Raw genomic sequence first — 14546 nt, 5'->3', positions numbered from 1 at the left:
ACTTACTTCCAAGCACCTACTAGAATGACATCATTCGGCTTGCCGTAGCCGATAACGGCATCCGCAGATCCGCCGGAGATGACGTTCTTGAAGTAGTAAACATTGCCGCGTCGTACGGTGAGTGTATCGCGACCGTCGCCGTCCCAGTCGCCAACCAGTACGATGTCGTTAGGCCGTCCATATCCGACTACGGTATCAGCGGCTCCGCCGTAAACAGAGTCCTTCAGATAGTAGATATTAGAGCGGCGGACGCCTAGCGTGTCTTTGCCGTCCCCGTTCCAGTCTCCGACTAGTACGGTGTCGTTGGGCCGTCCGTATGCGATGACGCGGTCTGCTGCTCCTCCGGTGATAGAGTCTTTGAAGTAGTACATGTTGCCGCGTCGCACGGCGAGCGTGTCTTTGCCGTCACCGTTCCAGTCACCCACCAGCACGGTGTCATCGGGCTTGCCATAAGCGATTACTCGGTCCGCCGCTCCTCCATCAATGGAGTCTTTGAAATAGTAGATGTTACCCCGGCGAACCACCAGTGTGTCTTTGCCGTCTCCGTTCCAGTCGCCCACTAACACGGTGTCGGATGGCTTTCCATAGGCGATTGTCCGATTAGCGGCTCCACCAGAGATGGAGTATTTGAAGTAGTACAGATTACCGCGACGGACGGCAAGCACATCCTTGGGGGCTTTACCGTTTTTTATGGTAACCGTTCGAATAGCCGTCGCTGTGTTTCCGGCCTTGTCGGAGACTGTGTACGTCACTCGGTATGTGCCGGCTACAGAAGTGTTGACGGTCCCGGAGATTTTGATTTTAGATGTCAAGTCTCCGTCGCGATTGTCCGTTGCGGTGACTCCAGCTCGGGGGTCGAATTTTCCGCCGACTCTGATCCAAACATTGCCGACGCCGTAGAGCACGGGCTTGGTGACGTCTTTGTCGATGTTGTTCAGCGCCTGTTCCACGGTTTGCGTGGTGCCTTTGCTGCCGGAGCTGTTCGCTATTTCCAGCACGGCAATGGTTGCGCCCTTCCACTGTCCCTTGGCTACCTTGGCGACGCCGAAACCTGCGATATCGGCCAGAGGGCTCACTTCGGTGAGATAATGCCCATATCCCTGCCGGTTGACTGCAAGGTTCGAGGTAGCGGTCAGTTCGCTGTACCACTGATTGATTGGGTTGTGGGCGCTGTTCGATTCCGGGTAACCAATGGCGAGCGCCTCCGGACCGAAGAAGTATGTTCCGCCCTGATACAGCTTGGATTTCGTGAGATTGTACGAATCGCACCAGGATGGGCGGCCGTTATCCACGTTATTGTGATTGATTGGGTTATACGGATTGTTGGCGGCGTGCGCTGCGAGTTCGTTGGCTCGGGTCTGAGCCCACTTCATCATGTCTGAGTTGACCTTCAGCGCCGGGACGGGCTTGCCGGTTGCCGTGTTGGAAGCAATCATGCTTGGGGAGATGTACGAACCCATGTCTTCGGTCATGGCCTTGGCGATTTGGGCTGATGACAGCGACTTGCGCTGCTTTGCGCGAAGGGCATTCAGTTGCTTCAGATATTGCAACGACTGCTTGACGTTGTCAGTGGCGTTGGCATTCGTCCCGACGGCGGCCGTGGCAGTGGTCGGAACGATGCCAAAGGTGCATGCAGCGGCTATTGCGGTCAGTAGAGCAATAACCTTCCTTTTGATCTTCATCTCTGCTTCTCCTTTGATAGCACAGGCACTTGTTTATGCCTTATACCCTATGCTAGCCGAATTTGAGCAGAAGATATTTACAAGCCGATGAATAGACTCAGAAATCACTTACTTCATTAGCGCCGAACCATAAAGGTGTCGTTACCGTCTCCGTCCCAATCGCCGACCAGTACGGTATCATTCGGTTTCCCATAGGAGAAGGTCATATCCGCGGCTCCATCCGAGATGGTGTTTTTGATGTAATACGTGTTGCTGCGTCGTACCGCGAAAGTATCACGACGGTCTCCGTTCCAATCACCGACCAATACGCTGTCGTCTGGCTTCCCGTACCCTACGACTTTATCAGCAATGCCGCTAGTGATGGAATTCTTTACATAGTACATATTGCCGCGTCGTACGGCGAGTGTGTCTTTGCCGTCTCCGTTCCAGTCGCCGACAAGGACGATGTCGTCGGGCCGTCCGTATGCGATGACGCGGTCTGCGGCGCCTCCGGTGATGGAATTCTTGAAGTAGTAGATGTTACCTCGGCGAACCGCGAGTGTGTCTTTGCCGTCTCCGTTCCAGTCGCCAACCAGCACTACATCATCAGGCTTGCCGTAAGCGAGTGTGACATCTGCGGCGCCTCCGGACAGAGAGTTTTTGACGTAGTAGAGATTCTGACGTCGCAAGGTCAGTGTGTCTTTGCCGTCTCCGTTCCAGTCGCCCACCAGAACTTGGTCGCTGGCTTTCCCGTATCCAAAGGAAAAATCCGCCGCTCCGCCTTTCAGAGAATTCATCCCGAAATACCCAGCGCCCTTCGGGAAGACTGCATCGGCTTTCGCCACCCCGAACGCATTCATGTCCACGTACCCTTGAATGCCGTTGATCTGCCCGCGGGAGGTGTACTGCCAGCCGCGGAAGTTGGTGGCGTAGCCGGTGAAACGGTTTTGGCCCGCGTACTGGGCGACCCAGCTGGCCTTGGAGCGCAGCGCGGTCGAGTTGAGCTGGCTGTTGAGGAACGCTGTGTACGAGTAGATGGCGAGGTTGGTGTAGCCGGCGGCCTGTAGCTTCTTGTACCACGCGTTCACGATCGGCTCGTACGCGGCGGGCGTGGTCGGTGGCGTGTGGCCGGTCCACGTCCACTGTTCGAGGTCGTAGTACACCGGATAGCTCAGGTCGCCCGGTTTCACGCCGGCCTGCTTGAGTTTGGCGACCACATCCGTGCCTTCTTCGGCGGCGAACTTCGTCGTGTCCGCGTACGAGTACCAGTACACGCCGAACGGGATGCCGAGCCGCTTGCATTCCTTGATGTTGTAGAGCGCTTCCTCGTCGATGCGGTTGCCAGAGCCGAACCCGAGCCGGATGATCGCGCCTTCAACGCCGTCCGCCTTCGCCTTCGCCCAGTCGATGTCCTCCTGCCATTCGGAGACGTCGACCACGCCTTTCGCCTGCTGCACGAACAGTTTCTTCGTGTTGTCGAAGAACGCCTTCGAGCCGTTGTACGTGCCCCAGTAGGCTCCGTACTGGCTGGTGCCGAACGCCGCCGGCGCCACGCTTGCGGTCCCGCTTGCCGCACTGCCGTCCGCCGCGTCGGCTTCGCCCGCGGCGCTGTTCTGCGGCTGCACGTTCGCGGTCTGCTCCTGCGTCACCGCCTGCCGGACTTCGCCGACCTCGACGGGGATGAACGACTGTCCGTTCGTCTTGGCGAGCGGATCGGGCTGCGTGTCCGCGGTGCCGACGAGTTCGGGATCGGTGACGGCCTGCCCGGTTTCGAGGTTCTTCAGCTCGCCTTCTGGCGTGACGGCCAGGTTTTCGGCGACGACTGTCGCGTCGTCGGGAATCGTCTCGTTCACGGTCTGCGGCAGGTCGACGGCCGGATTGTCCGGCATCGTCGCGTTGCCGTCCGACTCGTCGGCGATCGTCTGGTTCCATGATGACGTTGCCGATGACGTTGCCGAATCCAGCACGACGTCGCTCAGCGCGGACGCCGGCGCGATGCCGACGGACCCCAGCAGCACCGCGGCTGCCGCAATCGCCGCAGCCGATACGACTCTCTTCCCTGCGCCCATGCGTCAAACTCCTTACACCGGCTCCGCTCGCCGAACCCGAAACGGCCTGATCTCGCCGAACGCATGGCCTCCGCCAACGTCCGAAATCAAGCCGCACAACCCCAGCACATACAGCCACAACTTTACCCGAACGCCGGGCCAACCCCTACGCTCCCGGCGCAACCTCCTACAATTGCTGGTCTGCAAAAAGAGACAATATGAACAGGTAAATGAGGGTGATGAGACTATAAATAGCATTGATGGACCGATAAATGAGACTATACATGGGAGCGCTGGCCCGTTAAAAGACCTGAGTGGCCCGTTAAATGACCCGCATGACCCGTTAAATGACCTGAATGAGCAGGTAAATGGCATTGCTGGACCGATAAATGAGACCATATATGATTCAGCTAAAACTGCACATAGCCGAGTGCGCAGGGAGAAAGTCCTGGTAACACTGCTGTTGCGGCCGTTTTCTCAGGGGGAAACGGCCGCAACAAGCATCCGCATCTCGCGGCTCCTGTGAATCACGCCGTGCCGCCACGGCTCACGCCGTCATGCCGGCTTCGGCGGGCGTCTGGTTGCCGTAGGCGCGATGAGGCAGGGCGTTCCACGCGCGCATGAAGATCTCGTGCAGCTTGTCGCACGCACTGTCGCAATCCAAGACATGGATGTCGCCAACAGTGTCATACAGATCCTCGAACAGGTCCTCCGGATGTTCGCGCAACGGCGCTCGCCAGATCGCCACGGCAAGGTCCTCCCATGTGGTCAGGAGGTCGGCGATCAGGCAGAGGGCGTCGTACTCCTGCCGGATCGGCAGCAGCGCCATCACCATCGCGTCAAGCCGCTCCCGCTCCGCCGCAGAGGTCGCGGCGTCGGCCTTCAGGAACGGCATCCGATGATACTGCTTGAGCGTCCGCTCCTCGGTGATGTCGTCGAACTGGCTGCAGCACAGGTTCTCGAACGTCCAAGGACCGGCCGCTTCCACATCCTGGAACCGGTCACGATGGATGCGCCGCCAACTGTCGTCCGACGCTATCGGCAGGCTCAGCACAGGTTCGGTCGGCATCATCCACACGCCGTCGACCTGCGCGATGCGCACGCCGATCAGCCCCACGTTCGAGCCGGTCGGCGCGAGGAATACAGCCAATCGTTCGTCGCGCACGGGGTATCGCGTGCCGGTCAGCACGTCCTCCAGCGTCACCTGCCGGCGGTCCTCGTCCACACCGCGCACCCAGTACAGTGACGTGATCTGCGTGCGCGCGATGTCGCGCAGCCGGGCGAGCTCGTCGGCGGCGAAGCCTGCCGGCGGGTGCGCGACGAAGTATTCCAACGGCGTCAGGTGGGTGTCGCCGTGGTCGTTGCGTTCGAACGCGAACTCTTCGAGCGCTGTGCCGGCTCCGATGACGTCATCCGGCCCGGCGACCGCGCGTTTGGCTGCCTCGCCGGTGTGCGGCCGCCAGTCGAACGCCACCCACTCGTCCGCGGCGGTTTCGTAGGCGTCCGTCTCGACGTCCACGCGGCTTTCCGGCTCGAGTGCGCCGGTCATCTCGTGGAAATCCTCGTACGCGGCCGCCAGCTCGTCATCGCCGATGCCGTCCAAAAAGTGGTCGAGGATCATGTCGACGTCAACCAGGAAGCCGTTGCGGGAATCCCCGCACGGCAGCGGCAGGTCCACGTCGGACTGCGGTTCGGCGCTCCGCTCGGCGATTGCGCGCGCGACGTCGGCGTTCCACCATTGCAGCGGCGTCTTGAGCCAGTTGTTGCTGTCGCCAGACCGTTCCGCACCGGAACGTTCGCCGCCGTCCGCCGCCTGACCATGCCTGGCGGCCGTCTCGTCGTCAAAGAAACGCTCCTCGTCGAACAGGCCGTCATAGGCGTCGCTGGCATCGATCTCGTACGGTGCCTTGCCGCCGAGACTGTCGTGCGGCAGCATGTTCCAGCACGGCGCGACCACGGCGAGCACCTCGTTGAGGGCGTCCATGGTCATCGTCGGCGAATCCTCCGCGGGCAGCAGCGCCGTGAGCACGCGCAGCATGTCCGTCGCCACGTTGGCATCCTCCGGCTCGGTGAATCCGGCGGCCTGCGCGGCGGCCTTCGACTCGTCGCCGCCTTCCTTGCGGATCGCCTCGCACAGCTCATCCCAGTCATACCGCAGTCCCAGCCGGTCATGCAGCTCGTCGTAGGTGCTGTGCAGCAGGTCGACCTCCGCCTGCCGCTCCTGCGGGGTCATGTTGCGCAGGTCTTCCGACGACGGGGGCAGATACGGCTGGCTCGCGGCACCGCCGCCGACCGGACCGCCGTCCGGTGATCCGTACTGGTCGGCGACGTCCCTCCTGAACCCCATCTCCATGGCCACGCACTCGGCGAACGTCAGGCGCTCTCCGTTGGCAGACTCCCCGCGCAGCATCGTCTTCATCCGTTCGGTCGGCTTGATCGGGCGGAAACTCACGATCTCGCCGGGGAAGTACCAAGTGCCGCGGATCTTCGCCAGACGGGCGTTCAGCACGCCGCCGTCACTGCCGTCAAGCGACTGGCTGAGCGTGTAATCCAGCACGTCGTACCGTTCGCCGGTGCGCGCGTCCTCGAGGACGACGGTATGGTCGGCCGCACTGGCCGAAACCAGCCAGAATCCACTCACGAACTGGGTCGCGACCGCCTCGCGCAGGTCCTTTGCACGCTTCTTGCTCAGCTTCGAGCCGGCCAGCGACAGGTACTGCTCGATGGCCGTCTGCCCGTTGGGGAAGCGGTAGTCGAAGATGAACCATTCCATCGAAAAGCCGTCGAGCCGGTCCATCTCGTCCTGCGGCAGGTAGCTGCCGTCGTAGCCGATAAGATCGTCGAACTCGGCCATGGCGTCGGCCGCCAGATTGGGGTTGTTGCGGGCGAAGTATGTCGCCACGATCGAATAGTTCATGAACGGCTTGGCTGGCTGGTCCGACTGGGACGGCTGCTGTGATTGCTGCGCCATGACGAGGCCTTTCTCGGGAGGACAGGTGAACTGCCTCCAGTCTAGAGGCTGGGCGGGAGCGTGGCGCGCGGTCGGCGCGGCGTGCGGCGAACGTGCGTGACGTGCACGTCGCGGTGTGCGTGACGTGCACGTCACGCGCAAGCCGGCAGCCATATCACCCCCGCGGATTACAATGGCGCTGTTGGAAACCCTTACGGAACGTCCGTTGTAAAGCGGCTTTAAGAGAAAAGGCCTGTGCCGTCATGCGTCTGTTCATTCAAATCCCGTGCCTTAACGAGGAGAAGACCCTGCCGCTGGTGCTGGAGAACATGCCGAAGGAGATTCCCGGCATTGACGACATCCAGCTGCTCATCATCGACGACGGCTGCTCGGACGGCACGGTGGACGTGGCGCGCAGCCTCGGCGTGCAGCATGTGGTGCACCATGCGAAGCCGATGGGTCTGGCGCGCGCGTTCCGCGACGGCGTGGACTATGCGCTCAAGCACGGCGCCGACATCGTGGTGAACACGGATGGCGACAACCAGTACCCGAGCGAGGCCATCGCCGAACTCGTCCAGCCGATCGTGCGCCACGAGGCCGATATCGTGGTCGGCGACCGCCAGACCGCGAAGATCAAGGAATTCAGCTGGTTCAAGAAGCGCATGCAGCACTTCGGCTCCTGGGTGGTGAACAAGGCGGCCGGCACGCACATCCCGGACGCGGCCAGCGGCTTCCGCGCGTACTCGAAGTCGTCGCTCATCAAGCTCAACATCGTCACCGAATTCAGCTACTGCATGGAGACGATCATCCAGGCGGGCAACAAGCGCATCGCCATCACCTCGTATGCGATCACCACGAACCCGAAGACGCGCGAGTCGCGCCTGTTCCACAACATCTTCGAGCACATGGCGAAGTCGGGCGGCGCGATCATCCGCAGCTTCCTCATGTTCAAGTCGAACGTGATCTTCAAGTGGGGCGCGATCGTGTTCGGCGTGCTCGGCCTGATCCCGTTCGTGCGGTTCCTCGTGTTCTACTTCCAAGGTCATTCGGCCGGCCACCTGCAGTCCCTGCTCGCCGGCGTGGCGCTGCTCATGATCGCCGCTATCTGCGTAGCGCTGCAGATCATCTCCGAAGTGCAGCGCATCCAGCGCAAGCTCGTCGAAGACCAGCTGGAACGCACCAAGGAGATCGAATACGCGGCCCCCATGCAGCGCGTCTGGGCCGAACAGGACGAGTGGGGCGGCTACAACGGACGCCCGACCGGCGGCCCGGTGATCCACGAGGAGCGGTGAGGGAAAAGCAGCTATCCGATGATAGTCGGATAACACTGATGTAAATCGGATAATCTAAACCAAGCTTATTTTGTAGGAAACGTTGAAAAATCAACGTTTCCTACAAGTCCACAGTTGAAAAATCGGATTTTACTGAGTCTTAATCGAGTACCTGTGACATGCCAGAGCTGTCATGATGCACCATTCACTCGGTGAGTTCCAGCTCGCCTTGCTCCGGAGGCAGTTCAGGCGGGTTGCATGCGATAATGTCAGTCTGCCCCTGCTCTCGTGCCTTGCGCACCGTATTAATAAGTCCCTTATCCCATGTGTAGACATGGCTCGCATGCGCGTATTTCGCGCTGGCGAGGACCGCAGCATCACCTGGCCGGAGATCCTGTAATGCAGGCGTTTCACTGAACCAACTGGCGGCATCCGCCGTCAGATCGACCATAAGTAGTTCGCTGTCACGGCACCAAGCCAATAGTTGCTTCTTGTGGCGATGTTCCTGACTGCGGGATTGTCCGGACTTACCAGAACGCACGATGAGATTACTGGATAGCTCAATCATCACTATCGAAGGCAGCAGTAGTTCCAATTTGCCGGCGATGCCGTCATTGAGCAGGCGTTTGGATCGAAGCAGATACGACGGGTCGGTCGTATCCTCCGGGCCGAGCGCCACATTGACGATTACGTTCGTGTCCACCACGGCTCGCTTGGGATAGTTCTGCGGAACTTCGTTGTCGTTCACCGTTTACCTCCATCCGCGGTGTTGCCGATAGCGTTATCCCGCAGCGCGGATACGAAATCAACGGATCCAAGCCCAGCGGTGCAATCCAAGCCAATCGTCCCTTCCAAGTCTTCGGCTGTAACCAAAGGATGATGTTCCGTACTGATGATTATCAGTTCCTCCGCATCCATCGACAGCAGTTCACCGTCATTGGCCCGGATAAAACCGCGCACATCAATCTCCATGCCCATCTGAATCTGTTTCACAATCGAGTCCAGTTCCGGTCCGAACCTGACATCGATGCGACTTTGGGTGACTCGGTCGATAAGTCCAAGAGTACGATGCTTGGACTGCAGGATAATCTTATCCACATTGCCGCGCACATGACCGAACGAACGACGAGCGCCGCGAATCAATAGCCGAGTGAGACTCGTAAGCGTTGCTGGCGTGAATGTTCCCTCTACTCCACGCGAAGCAACCGTGACGTCCGCTTTGGTCTCTTTGACCAGATCATTCAGGGGCGACAATACTCCGGAGAATCGGGATATCTCCTCCCGGCTTACGGTATCATTTGCGGCAAGACGCACGATTACGCCCAGAGTGGCGAATGACCGTTCCGCGGCCTCGTCCACCACCGCAGGTTCCGCCGCAAGATCAATGCTATGCAATTCCATACGGGAGATGCGCCAATCGGACGCATTCGCCACAGCTAGCATTTTGTTGAATGCGGACACAGCCTGCCCCAATGCCTTCGGGGTTACGACATCCGGTGCGCAATCCAGCTTGAAACTAAAACCCTCATCACTCATGACACACCTCCTTCCTGTCCGAAACAGATGGCATTGCGGTGGTGCATACCGTCGCAAGTCATTCTCGTGCTATTGCTGCATACCAGTGTACGAGAAACACCGTGTATCACAAAAAGTGAACTACACTCCTCGTCCACATAAATTGGCGAAGGCTCCAAAACAACGGAAGCTTTTGGCTAATCGGCAGTGCCCTTCGATGACGAGTCGCCTTTCTTGCCACTGTCCCATGTAGACGCTTTCCGCTATCATAGATAGGCTCTCATAGGAATTACGTAGTTCGCGTATCGACTGAATCGGAAGGCTGAGATGACTGACAGGCGTCCTCGTGTGCTCGCGTTCGGCACCTACAACGTGCGCAAGCATCCCCGCGTCGGCATTCTCATCGACGGTCTGCGCCGCAACGGCTGCACGGTCGAAGAAATCAACCATCCGCTGGAACTGTCGACCGCGCAGCGCGTGGAGATCCTCAAAAAACCATGGAAGCTGTTCGGCTTCGCGTGGGACCTGCTCGGCCTGTGGCGTGCGCTGCGCAAGGATGCGCGTGCATGGATGCGCCGCAACGGCAAACCGGACGCGGTGCTGGTCGGCTACATGGGTCATTTCGACGTGCTGCTCGCACGACGTGTCTTCAAGCATGTGCCGATCATTCTGGACCATCTGATCTTCGCCGGCGACACCGCCAAGGACCGCGGCGCGCAGGGCCTGAAGGTCCGTCTGCTCAACGGCCTGGACCGTAAGGCCATCAACGCAGCCGATCTGGTGGTGCTGGACACCAAGGAGCATGAGGCTATGATGCCGGCCGGCCATGCGAGCATGGTGCTCCCCGTCGGCGCTCCCGACGAATGGTATGCGGCCGGCGAGCGCGAGCGTGAAGCCGAGCGCGACGGCAACGGTGATGTTCGCTCGCATGACGTCGTCTTCTACGGTCTGTACACGCCGCTGCAAGGCGTTCCGGTGATCGCCGAGGCGGTCCGTCTGCTTGCCGAACGTGGCGTGACGCCGCGTGTGACGTTGATCGGCAAAGGTCAGGATTATGCCGAAGTACGGCGGATTCTCGATGGCGTGACCAACGTGGACTTCCGCGAATGGGTGGAGCCGGAGCAGCTGCCGGCGCTTGTGGCAGGCCACGCGATTTCGCTCGGCATTTTTTCCACTACGCCGAAAGGCCTGCACGTGGTGCCGAACAAGGTTTACCAGTCGATGGCCGCCGGCTGTGCCGTCATCACCAGCGACACCGCACCCCAGCGCCGCGTCCTCGGCGACGGTGTGACCTACGTGCAGCCCGGTGACGCGGCCGACCTGGCCGACGCGATCGAACGACTGCTCGCAGACCCGGCCGAGCTGCGCCGCGCCCAGCAGGCCGCCTCCGCGACCGCGGTCTCGTTCACCCCGCAGGAGGTCGCCAAACCGCTGGCGCAGTGGGTGCGTGGGCATGTGCGGCATTACCGATGATTTTGTGAGGAATGCCAAATTGTCGAGGACCGCGCATGACGCGGGTGCTGCCTTAAGATCTGGCATAGTTCTTGTTTTGAGCGGATGAGGCCCCAAGTCTGCCATGCGATGACAATCATATCGACAATGCATGTCATGGCGGCAATGGAATTTCCTGACACTAAGTCCGCCGTATTGACGATTAAATCGACAGTACGTTCAATAATATCTAGTATCTTGGTCATACCTGGTGACTGCGTCCGCATTGGAACGAGGAGTCCAAAATGGTTATAGCTCAGCTGACACACTGATGTAAGAAATCGAATTTTGCTGATGTGTCATTCAGTCGAAATGTTGGTTAGAATGTCGTGACTGTACTTGTATCCTTGCCATGAGCAGGCAGAAGAGAAGCAGAAAGAAAGGGCCAAGATGGTTTCCGCGCGTGTATTTCACCGTATGGCTGCTGTTTTCGCTGCATCGACATTGATGCTGTCGATGGGCATGATTCAACTTGAGTATGCAGCCGCCGATGATTCATCTACGGGTCAGGATTCTTCGCAGGCCACACCGGGCAATACCTCAGATGCTATTAATAAGGATGGCGTCGGGGCCGATAATGGTAATAATGCGGTTGATGACCCCGCTCCTGCCGAGGGCGATGCGGCAGCTGGTAACGACGGCGGCGATGGATCCAGTTTGTCTGTGGATCAATCCAACAGTGGTGATGATGTCGTGAGCAATAATGCAGAGGCCAATTCCGATGGCGATGATACCGGAAGCGAAGAAAAACCTGAAGATTCTTCGCAATCAGCATCCAACATTGCTGCCAGCGAGGCTTCGTGGTCTGTTGTTCCGTCTTTTGCCAGCGCTTACCAGCGATACGAATCCGACGCGCAAAAGAGACTCGCTACTTTATGCAAGTCAAACGGCTGTGCGGTCAGCAAGCTTAAAGATAACGGTTTGGTAAAGATTTCTGACGGATATAAAGGTTCATATACCGCTGACGCGTCAGGTGGTATCATCACCAATGCTCAAGACACAAGTGTTCAGAGCGCTACAACATACCAGTTTACGGTTCCGCGAAACACGACTGGTAAGTTCTCTATCCGAAATAACGCTGCTCTGAGCGGTACCCGTCCATCGTTTATCATGGCCGCGCATGGTCCTTTCGATACCCAGAATGGCGGGAGCTATGTATATGCCGGTTATATCGGCGATCAGCGCAACGGTCTGCGATTCTCGTCATCCGGTGATTTTTCATCATGGCTGAACAAATCGTCTAACGGATCTGTGCAAGGTGACCAGTTCCTTGGCCTGCGGACGGCTTCTTTGTGCGGGACAAGTTTCTGCACGTCTGGTAGTGGTGCAGAAGGAAATTGGCTGTATTTCAATAACACTACAGCACAGCCCATTACGGTCTTCGTCGTGTTAACTGCGCAGGGAACCGATTCGACGAAATCTGCTGCACGACTGCAGGTTTCATATGCCGTGTTCGACAATGGCGATAAGACGCCGGTCTATCGTGTCATCAACAAGAAGACGAGGTTCCATCATTTCACTGCTAGCAGGAATGAGTATCTGACACTTATTAGGGGAGGCCAGTGGCAGAGTGAGGGAATTCCGTTCTATGCGGCGAAAAAGGGCACGAACGTATACCGGTTGTACTATCCAAAGAATGGCGCTCATTTCTTCACCAAGTCGGCGGCTGAGCGAAATGCGGCAATGAAGGTCGGATGGCGGTATGAAGGTGTGGCATTCCATGTGCATGAAGATGGTTTGAGAGATGTGTATCGTCTGTATAACCCGTATACCGGTGATCGTCTGTTCTCTACGTACAGTGAATGGAGAGCCGTTGGCCGCGTGACTTTCGGATGGCGCCAGGAAGGAATCGGCTGGAATGCGCTCTGAGAAGGATTCCTCCGATATGGCCGACAACGCGGAGCACTCGCTGCAGAGTGGTGAGAAGTCGAAGCGTCGCAAAAAGACGGTTTGGCTTTGCCTCGTGGTATCCGCCATTGTCGTGGTACTGGTGGTGGCCGTCGCCGTCGTGTCTCTCTGGGTCATTCCCGCTTCCAAACGCGCCGAACAGGCAGCCCAAGAAGCTGCCGACATCAAGGCCGCACCAGCGAAGATCACCAAGGTGGACACTGCCTGCGACACGAAGGAAGCATTCAGCGAGACCGCCATCAACAAGGAGATCATGGTCACCGAGGACGGCGGGAAATCGCTGACCCTGCTGTCCGGCAAGGACTCAGACAAAAAGGCCGTTGAATGCGTACTGAAGAACTTCGGCATGCCTGATGATCTAAGAAGCCGAATCCTGAACGCCAAGATGGACGACGGGCTGAAAACCGAACGCTGGAAAGGCATGGACGTGACGTGGATTTACAACGACAACTCCGGCCTGCAGCTTACTGTCGAAGCAGTCGGCAGCGAGCCCGCCGCTAATTCCGCTCAATAGCCAGCAATCAACCGACAACAGAACTTTGAACAGTAAGGAACACAATATGTTGAAGCAACGCATGTGGCACAAGGCCGTCAGAGTCGTCGCTGCCGTGGCCGCTGTCATCACTGCCGCGTCCATCATGACGCCTGCCTATGCTGCTGGTGGAGTCGAGGTCGGCAGCGGCTCGAGCGTCGGCGTCACCGGTTGGCAGAAGGTCGGTGGCGACTCTTTCTACCTTGATCAGGGCGTACCGCTGAAAGGCGATCAGACCATTCAGGGGAATTCGTATTATTTCACCGAGGACACTGGTGTGATGTACACCGGATGGCGCAAGCTCAGCAACGGCAAATATGTGTACTATGCTCCGGACGGTCGTAAGCTGTACGGTGAGCATAAGATCGGCGGCTCGTGGTTCTATCTTGAACCTAAGACAGGCTACCGCCACGGCGGTTGGGCGAAACTGGGGAACCAGATCTACAAGCTGTACGATGAGCGAACCGGTGCTCGTCTGTCTGGTACGCACATGTACAAGGGATACCGGTTCTGGTTTGATTCCAAGACCGGCGCAACCGACAAGTACGGCTGGCAGAACCCGCCTCAGTACTTCCAGGTGAGCAACCGTTCAGTCAAGTTCAACTATCCATCACCGTGGAACTATGCGACGCCTTCGCGTCTTCAGGTGAACGCCGACCGCAACCAAGCCATTGAACAAATGATTCGGCGGGCACATGAGTACCTGGGCTCGCGCTATGTCTGGGATTACGCGCTGTCGCCAAGCAAAGGCGTTGACTGTGCCGGACTGGTAATGCAATCGTTGTACGCGACAGGTATGAATCTGGGCGATTACAACCCATACAAGCACTGGTATGATCCGTACCATAGCCATGACGCAAACAACATGCAGGCCGACTCCCGCTTCTACCGTGCCGTGGCGTTGAACCAGCGTAAGCGTGGCGACCTGATCTTCTATGTTGGCCATGTAGCAATCTACTTGGGCAACAATCAGGTGATCGAAGCCTATCCTCCAAGGGTCCGTATTGCCAACATCTTCGATGACGGACGTATCCCGACCAAGGTCGCTCGCCCGTTCCTGTGATGTGTCGATAGCTGTGATGGGAGGACAGTAGAGGTCTGCTCCGGTTTGCCGGAGCAGACCTCTACTGCTACATAAGCCTGTCTTGTTGTCTTGATTGCCGTTACTCC

At 58.4% G+C, this 14546-nt stretch carries 10 protein-coding genes; 5 read left to right on the top strand and 5 right to left on the bottom strand.

Annotated features, from left to right (window positions below; all coding sequences use genetic code 11):
* Nucleotides 1–2: 2 nt before the first annotated feature.
* The 3 genes from F7D09_RS06010 to F7D09_RS06000 all read right to left on the bottom strand — a co-directional run bounded on the left by F7D09_RS06010 (nucleotide 3) and on the right by F7D09_RS06000 (nucleotide 6680).
* Nucleotides 3–1682, bottom strand: coding sequence for an immunoglobulin-like domain-containing protein (locus tag F7D09_RS06010; RefSeq protein ID WP_152234504.1), 1680 nt, complete (start codon nucleotides 1680–1682; stop codon nucleotides 3–5).
* A gap of 116 nt (nucleotides 1683–1798) precedes the next feature.
* Complete coding sequence (locus F7D09_RS06005) at nucleotides 1799–3730, bottom strand: glycoside hydrolase family 25 protein (RefSeq protein WP_152234503.1); 1932 nt, start codon at nucleotides 3728–3730, stop codon at nucleotides 1799–1801.
* Nucleotides 3731–4256: 526 nt separating this feature from the next.
* Nucleotides 4257–6680, bottom strand: coding sequence for a hypothetical protein (locus F7D09_RS06000; protein ID WP_152234502.1), 2424 nt, complete (start codon nucleotides 6678–6680; stop codon nucleotides 4257–4259).
* A 242-nt stretch (nucleotides 6681–6922) separates the two neighbouring features.
* Here F7D09_RS06000 and F7D09_RS05995 point away from each other — a divergent pair, with 242 nt between their 5' ends.
* Entirely contained in the window at nucleotides 6923–7951 is a 1029-nt protein-coding gene (locus tag F7D09_RS05995) for a glycosyltransferase family 2 protein (protein ID WP_152234501.1), read from the top strand.
* Nucleotides 7952–8135: 184 nt separating this feature from the next.
* Here the strand turns inward: F7D09_RS05995 and F7D09_RS05990 are convergent, their stop codons facing one another.
* Nucleotides 8136–8678 carry a type II toxin-antitoxin system VapC family toxin gene (locus F7D09_RS05990; protein ID WP_152234500.1) on the bottom strand — a complete coding sequence of 181 codons (543 nt, stop codon included), beginning with the start codon at nucleotides 8676–8678 and terminating at the stop codon, nucleotides 8136–8138.
* Nucleotides 8675–9466 carry a hypothetical protein gene (locus F7D09_RS05985; RefSeq protein ID WP_152234499.1) on the bottom strand — a complete coding sequence of 264 codons (792 nt, stop codon included), beginning with the start codon at nucleotides 9464–9466 and terminating at the stop codon, nucleotides 8675–8677. The genes F7D09_RS05990 and F7D09_RS05985 overlap by 4 nt, the downstream gene beginning before the upstream one ends.
* A gap of 306 nt (nucleotides 9467–9772) precedes the next feature.
* Between F7D09_RS05985 and F7D09_RS05980 the strand changes: the two genes are divergently transcribed.
* The 4 genes from F7D09_RS05980 to F7D09_RS05965 all read left to right on the top strand — a co-directional run bounded on the left by F7D09_RS05980 (nucleotide 9773) and on the right by F7D09_RS05965 (nucleotide 14439).
* Nucleotides 9773–10918 (top strand): glycosyltransferase, encoded by a 1146-nt coding sequence (locus F7D09_RS05980; RefSeq protein WP_152234498.1) that lies wholly within the window; start codon nucleotides 9773–9775, stop codon nucleotides 10916–10918.
* Nucleotides 10919–11353: 435 nt separating this feature from the next.
* The gene (locus tag F7D09_RS05975; protein WP_152234497.1) at nucleotides 11354–12805 is read left to right on the top strand and encodes a hypothetical protein; all 1452 of its coding nucleotides are present in this window, start codon (nucleotides 11354–11356) and stop codon (nucleotides 12803–12805) included.
* Between the two features lie 16 nt (nucleotides 12806–12821).
* Nucleotides 12822–13358, top strand: a complete 537-nt coding sequence (locus F7D09_RS05970; RefSeq protein WP_152234496.1) for a hypothetical protein — start codon at nucleotides 12822–12824, stop codon at nucleotides 13356–13358.
* A gap of 46 nt (nucleotides 13359–13404) precedes the next feature.
* The gene (locus tag F7D09_RS05965; RefSeq protein ID WP_152234495.1) at nucleotides 13405–14439 is read left to right on the top strand and encodes a C40 family peptidase; all 1035 of its coding nucleotides are present in this window, start codon (nucleotides 13405–13407) and stop codon (nucleotides 14437–14439) included.
* Nucleotides 14440–14546: the final 107 nt, after the last annotated feature.

The organism is Bifidobacterium leontopitheci, assembly GCF_009193355.1.
Classification (GTDB): Bacteria; Actinomycetota; Actinomycetes; order Actinomycetales; family Bifidobacteriaceae; genus Bifidobacterium; species Bifidobacterium leontopitheci.
Note: the sequence above shows the minus strand (reverse complement) of the source record. Positions and strands in the feature narration are given on the sequence as shown.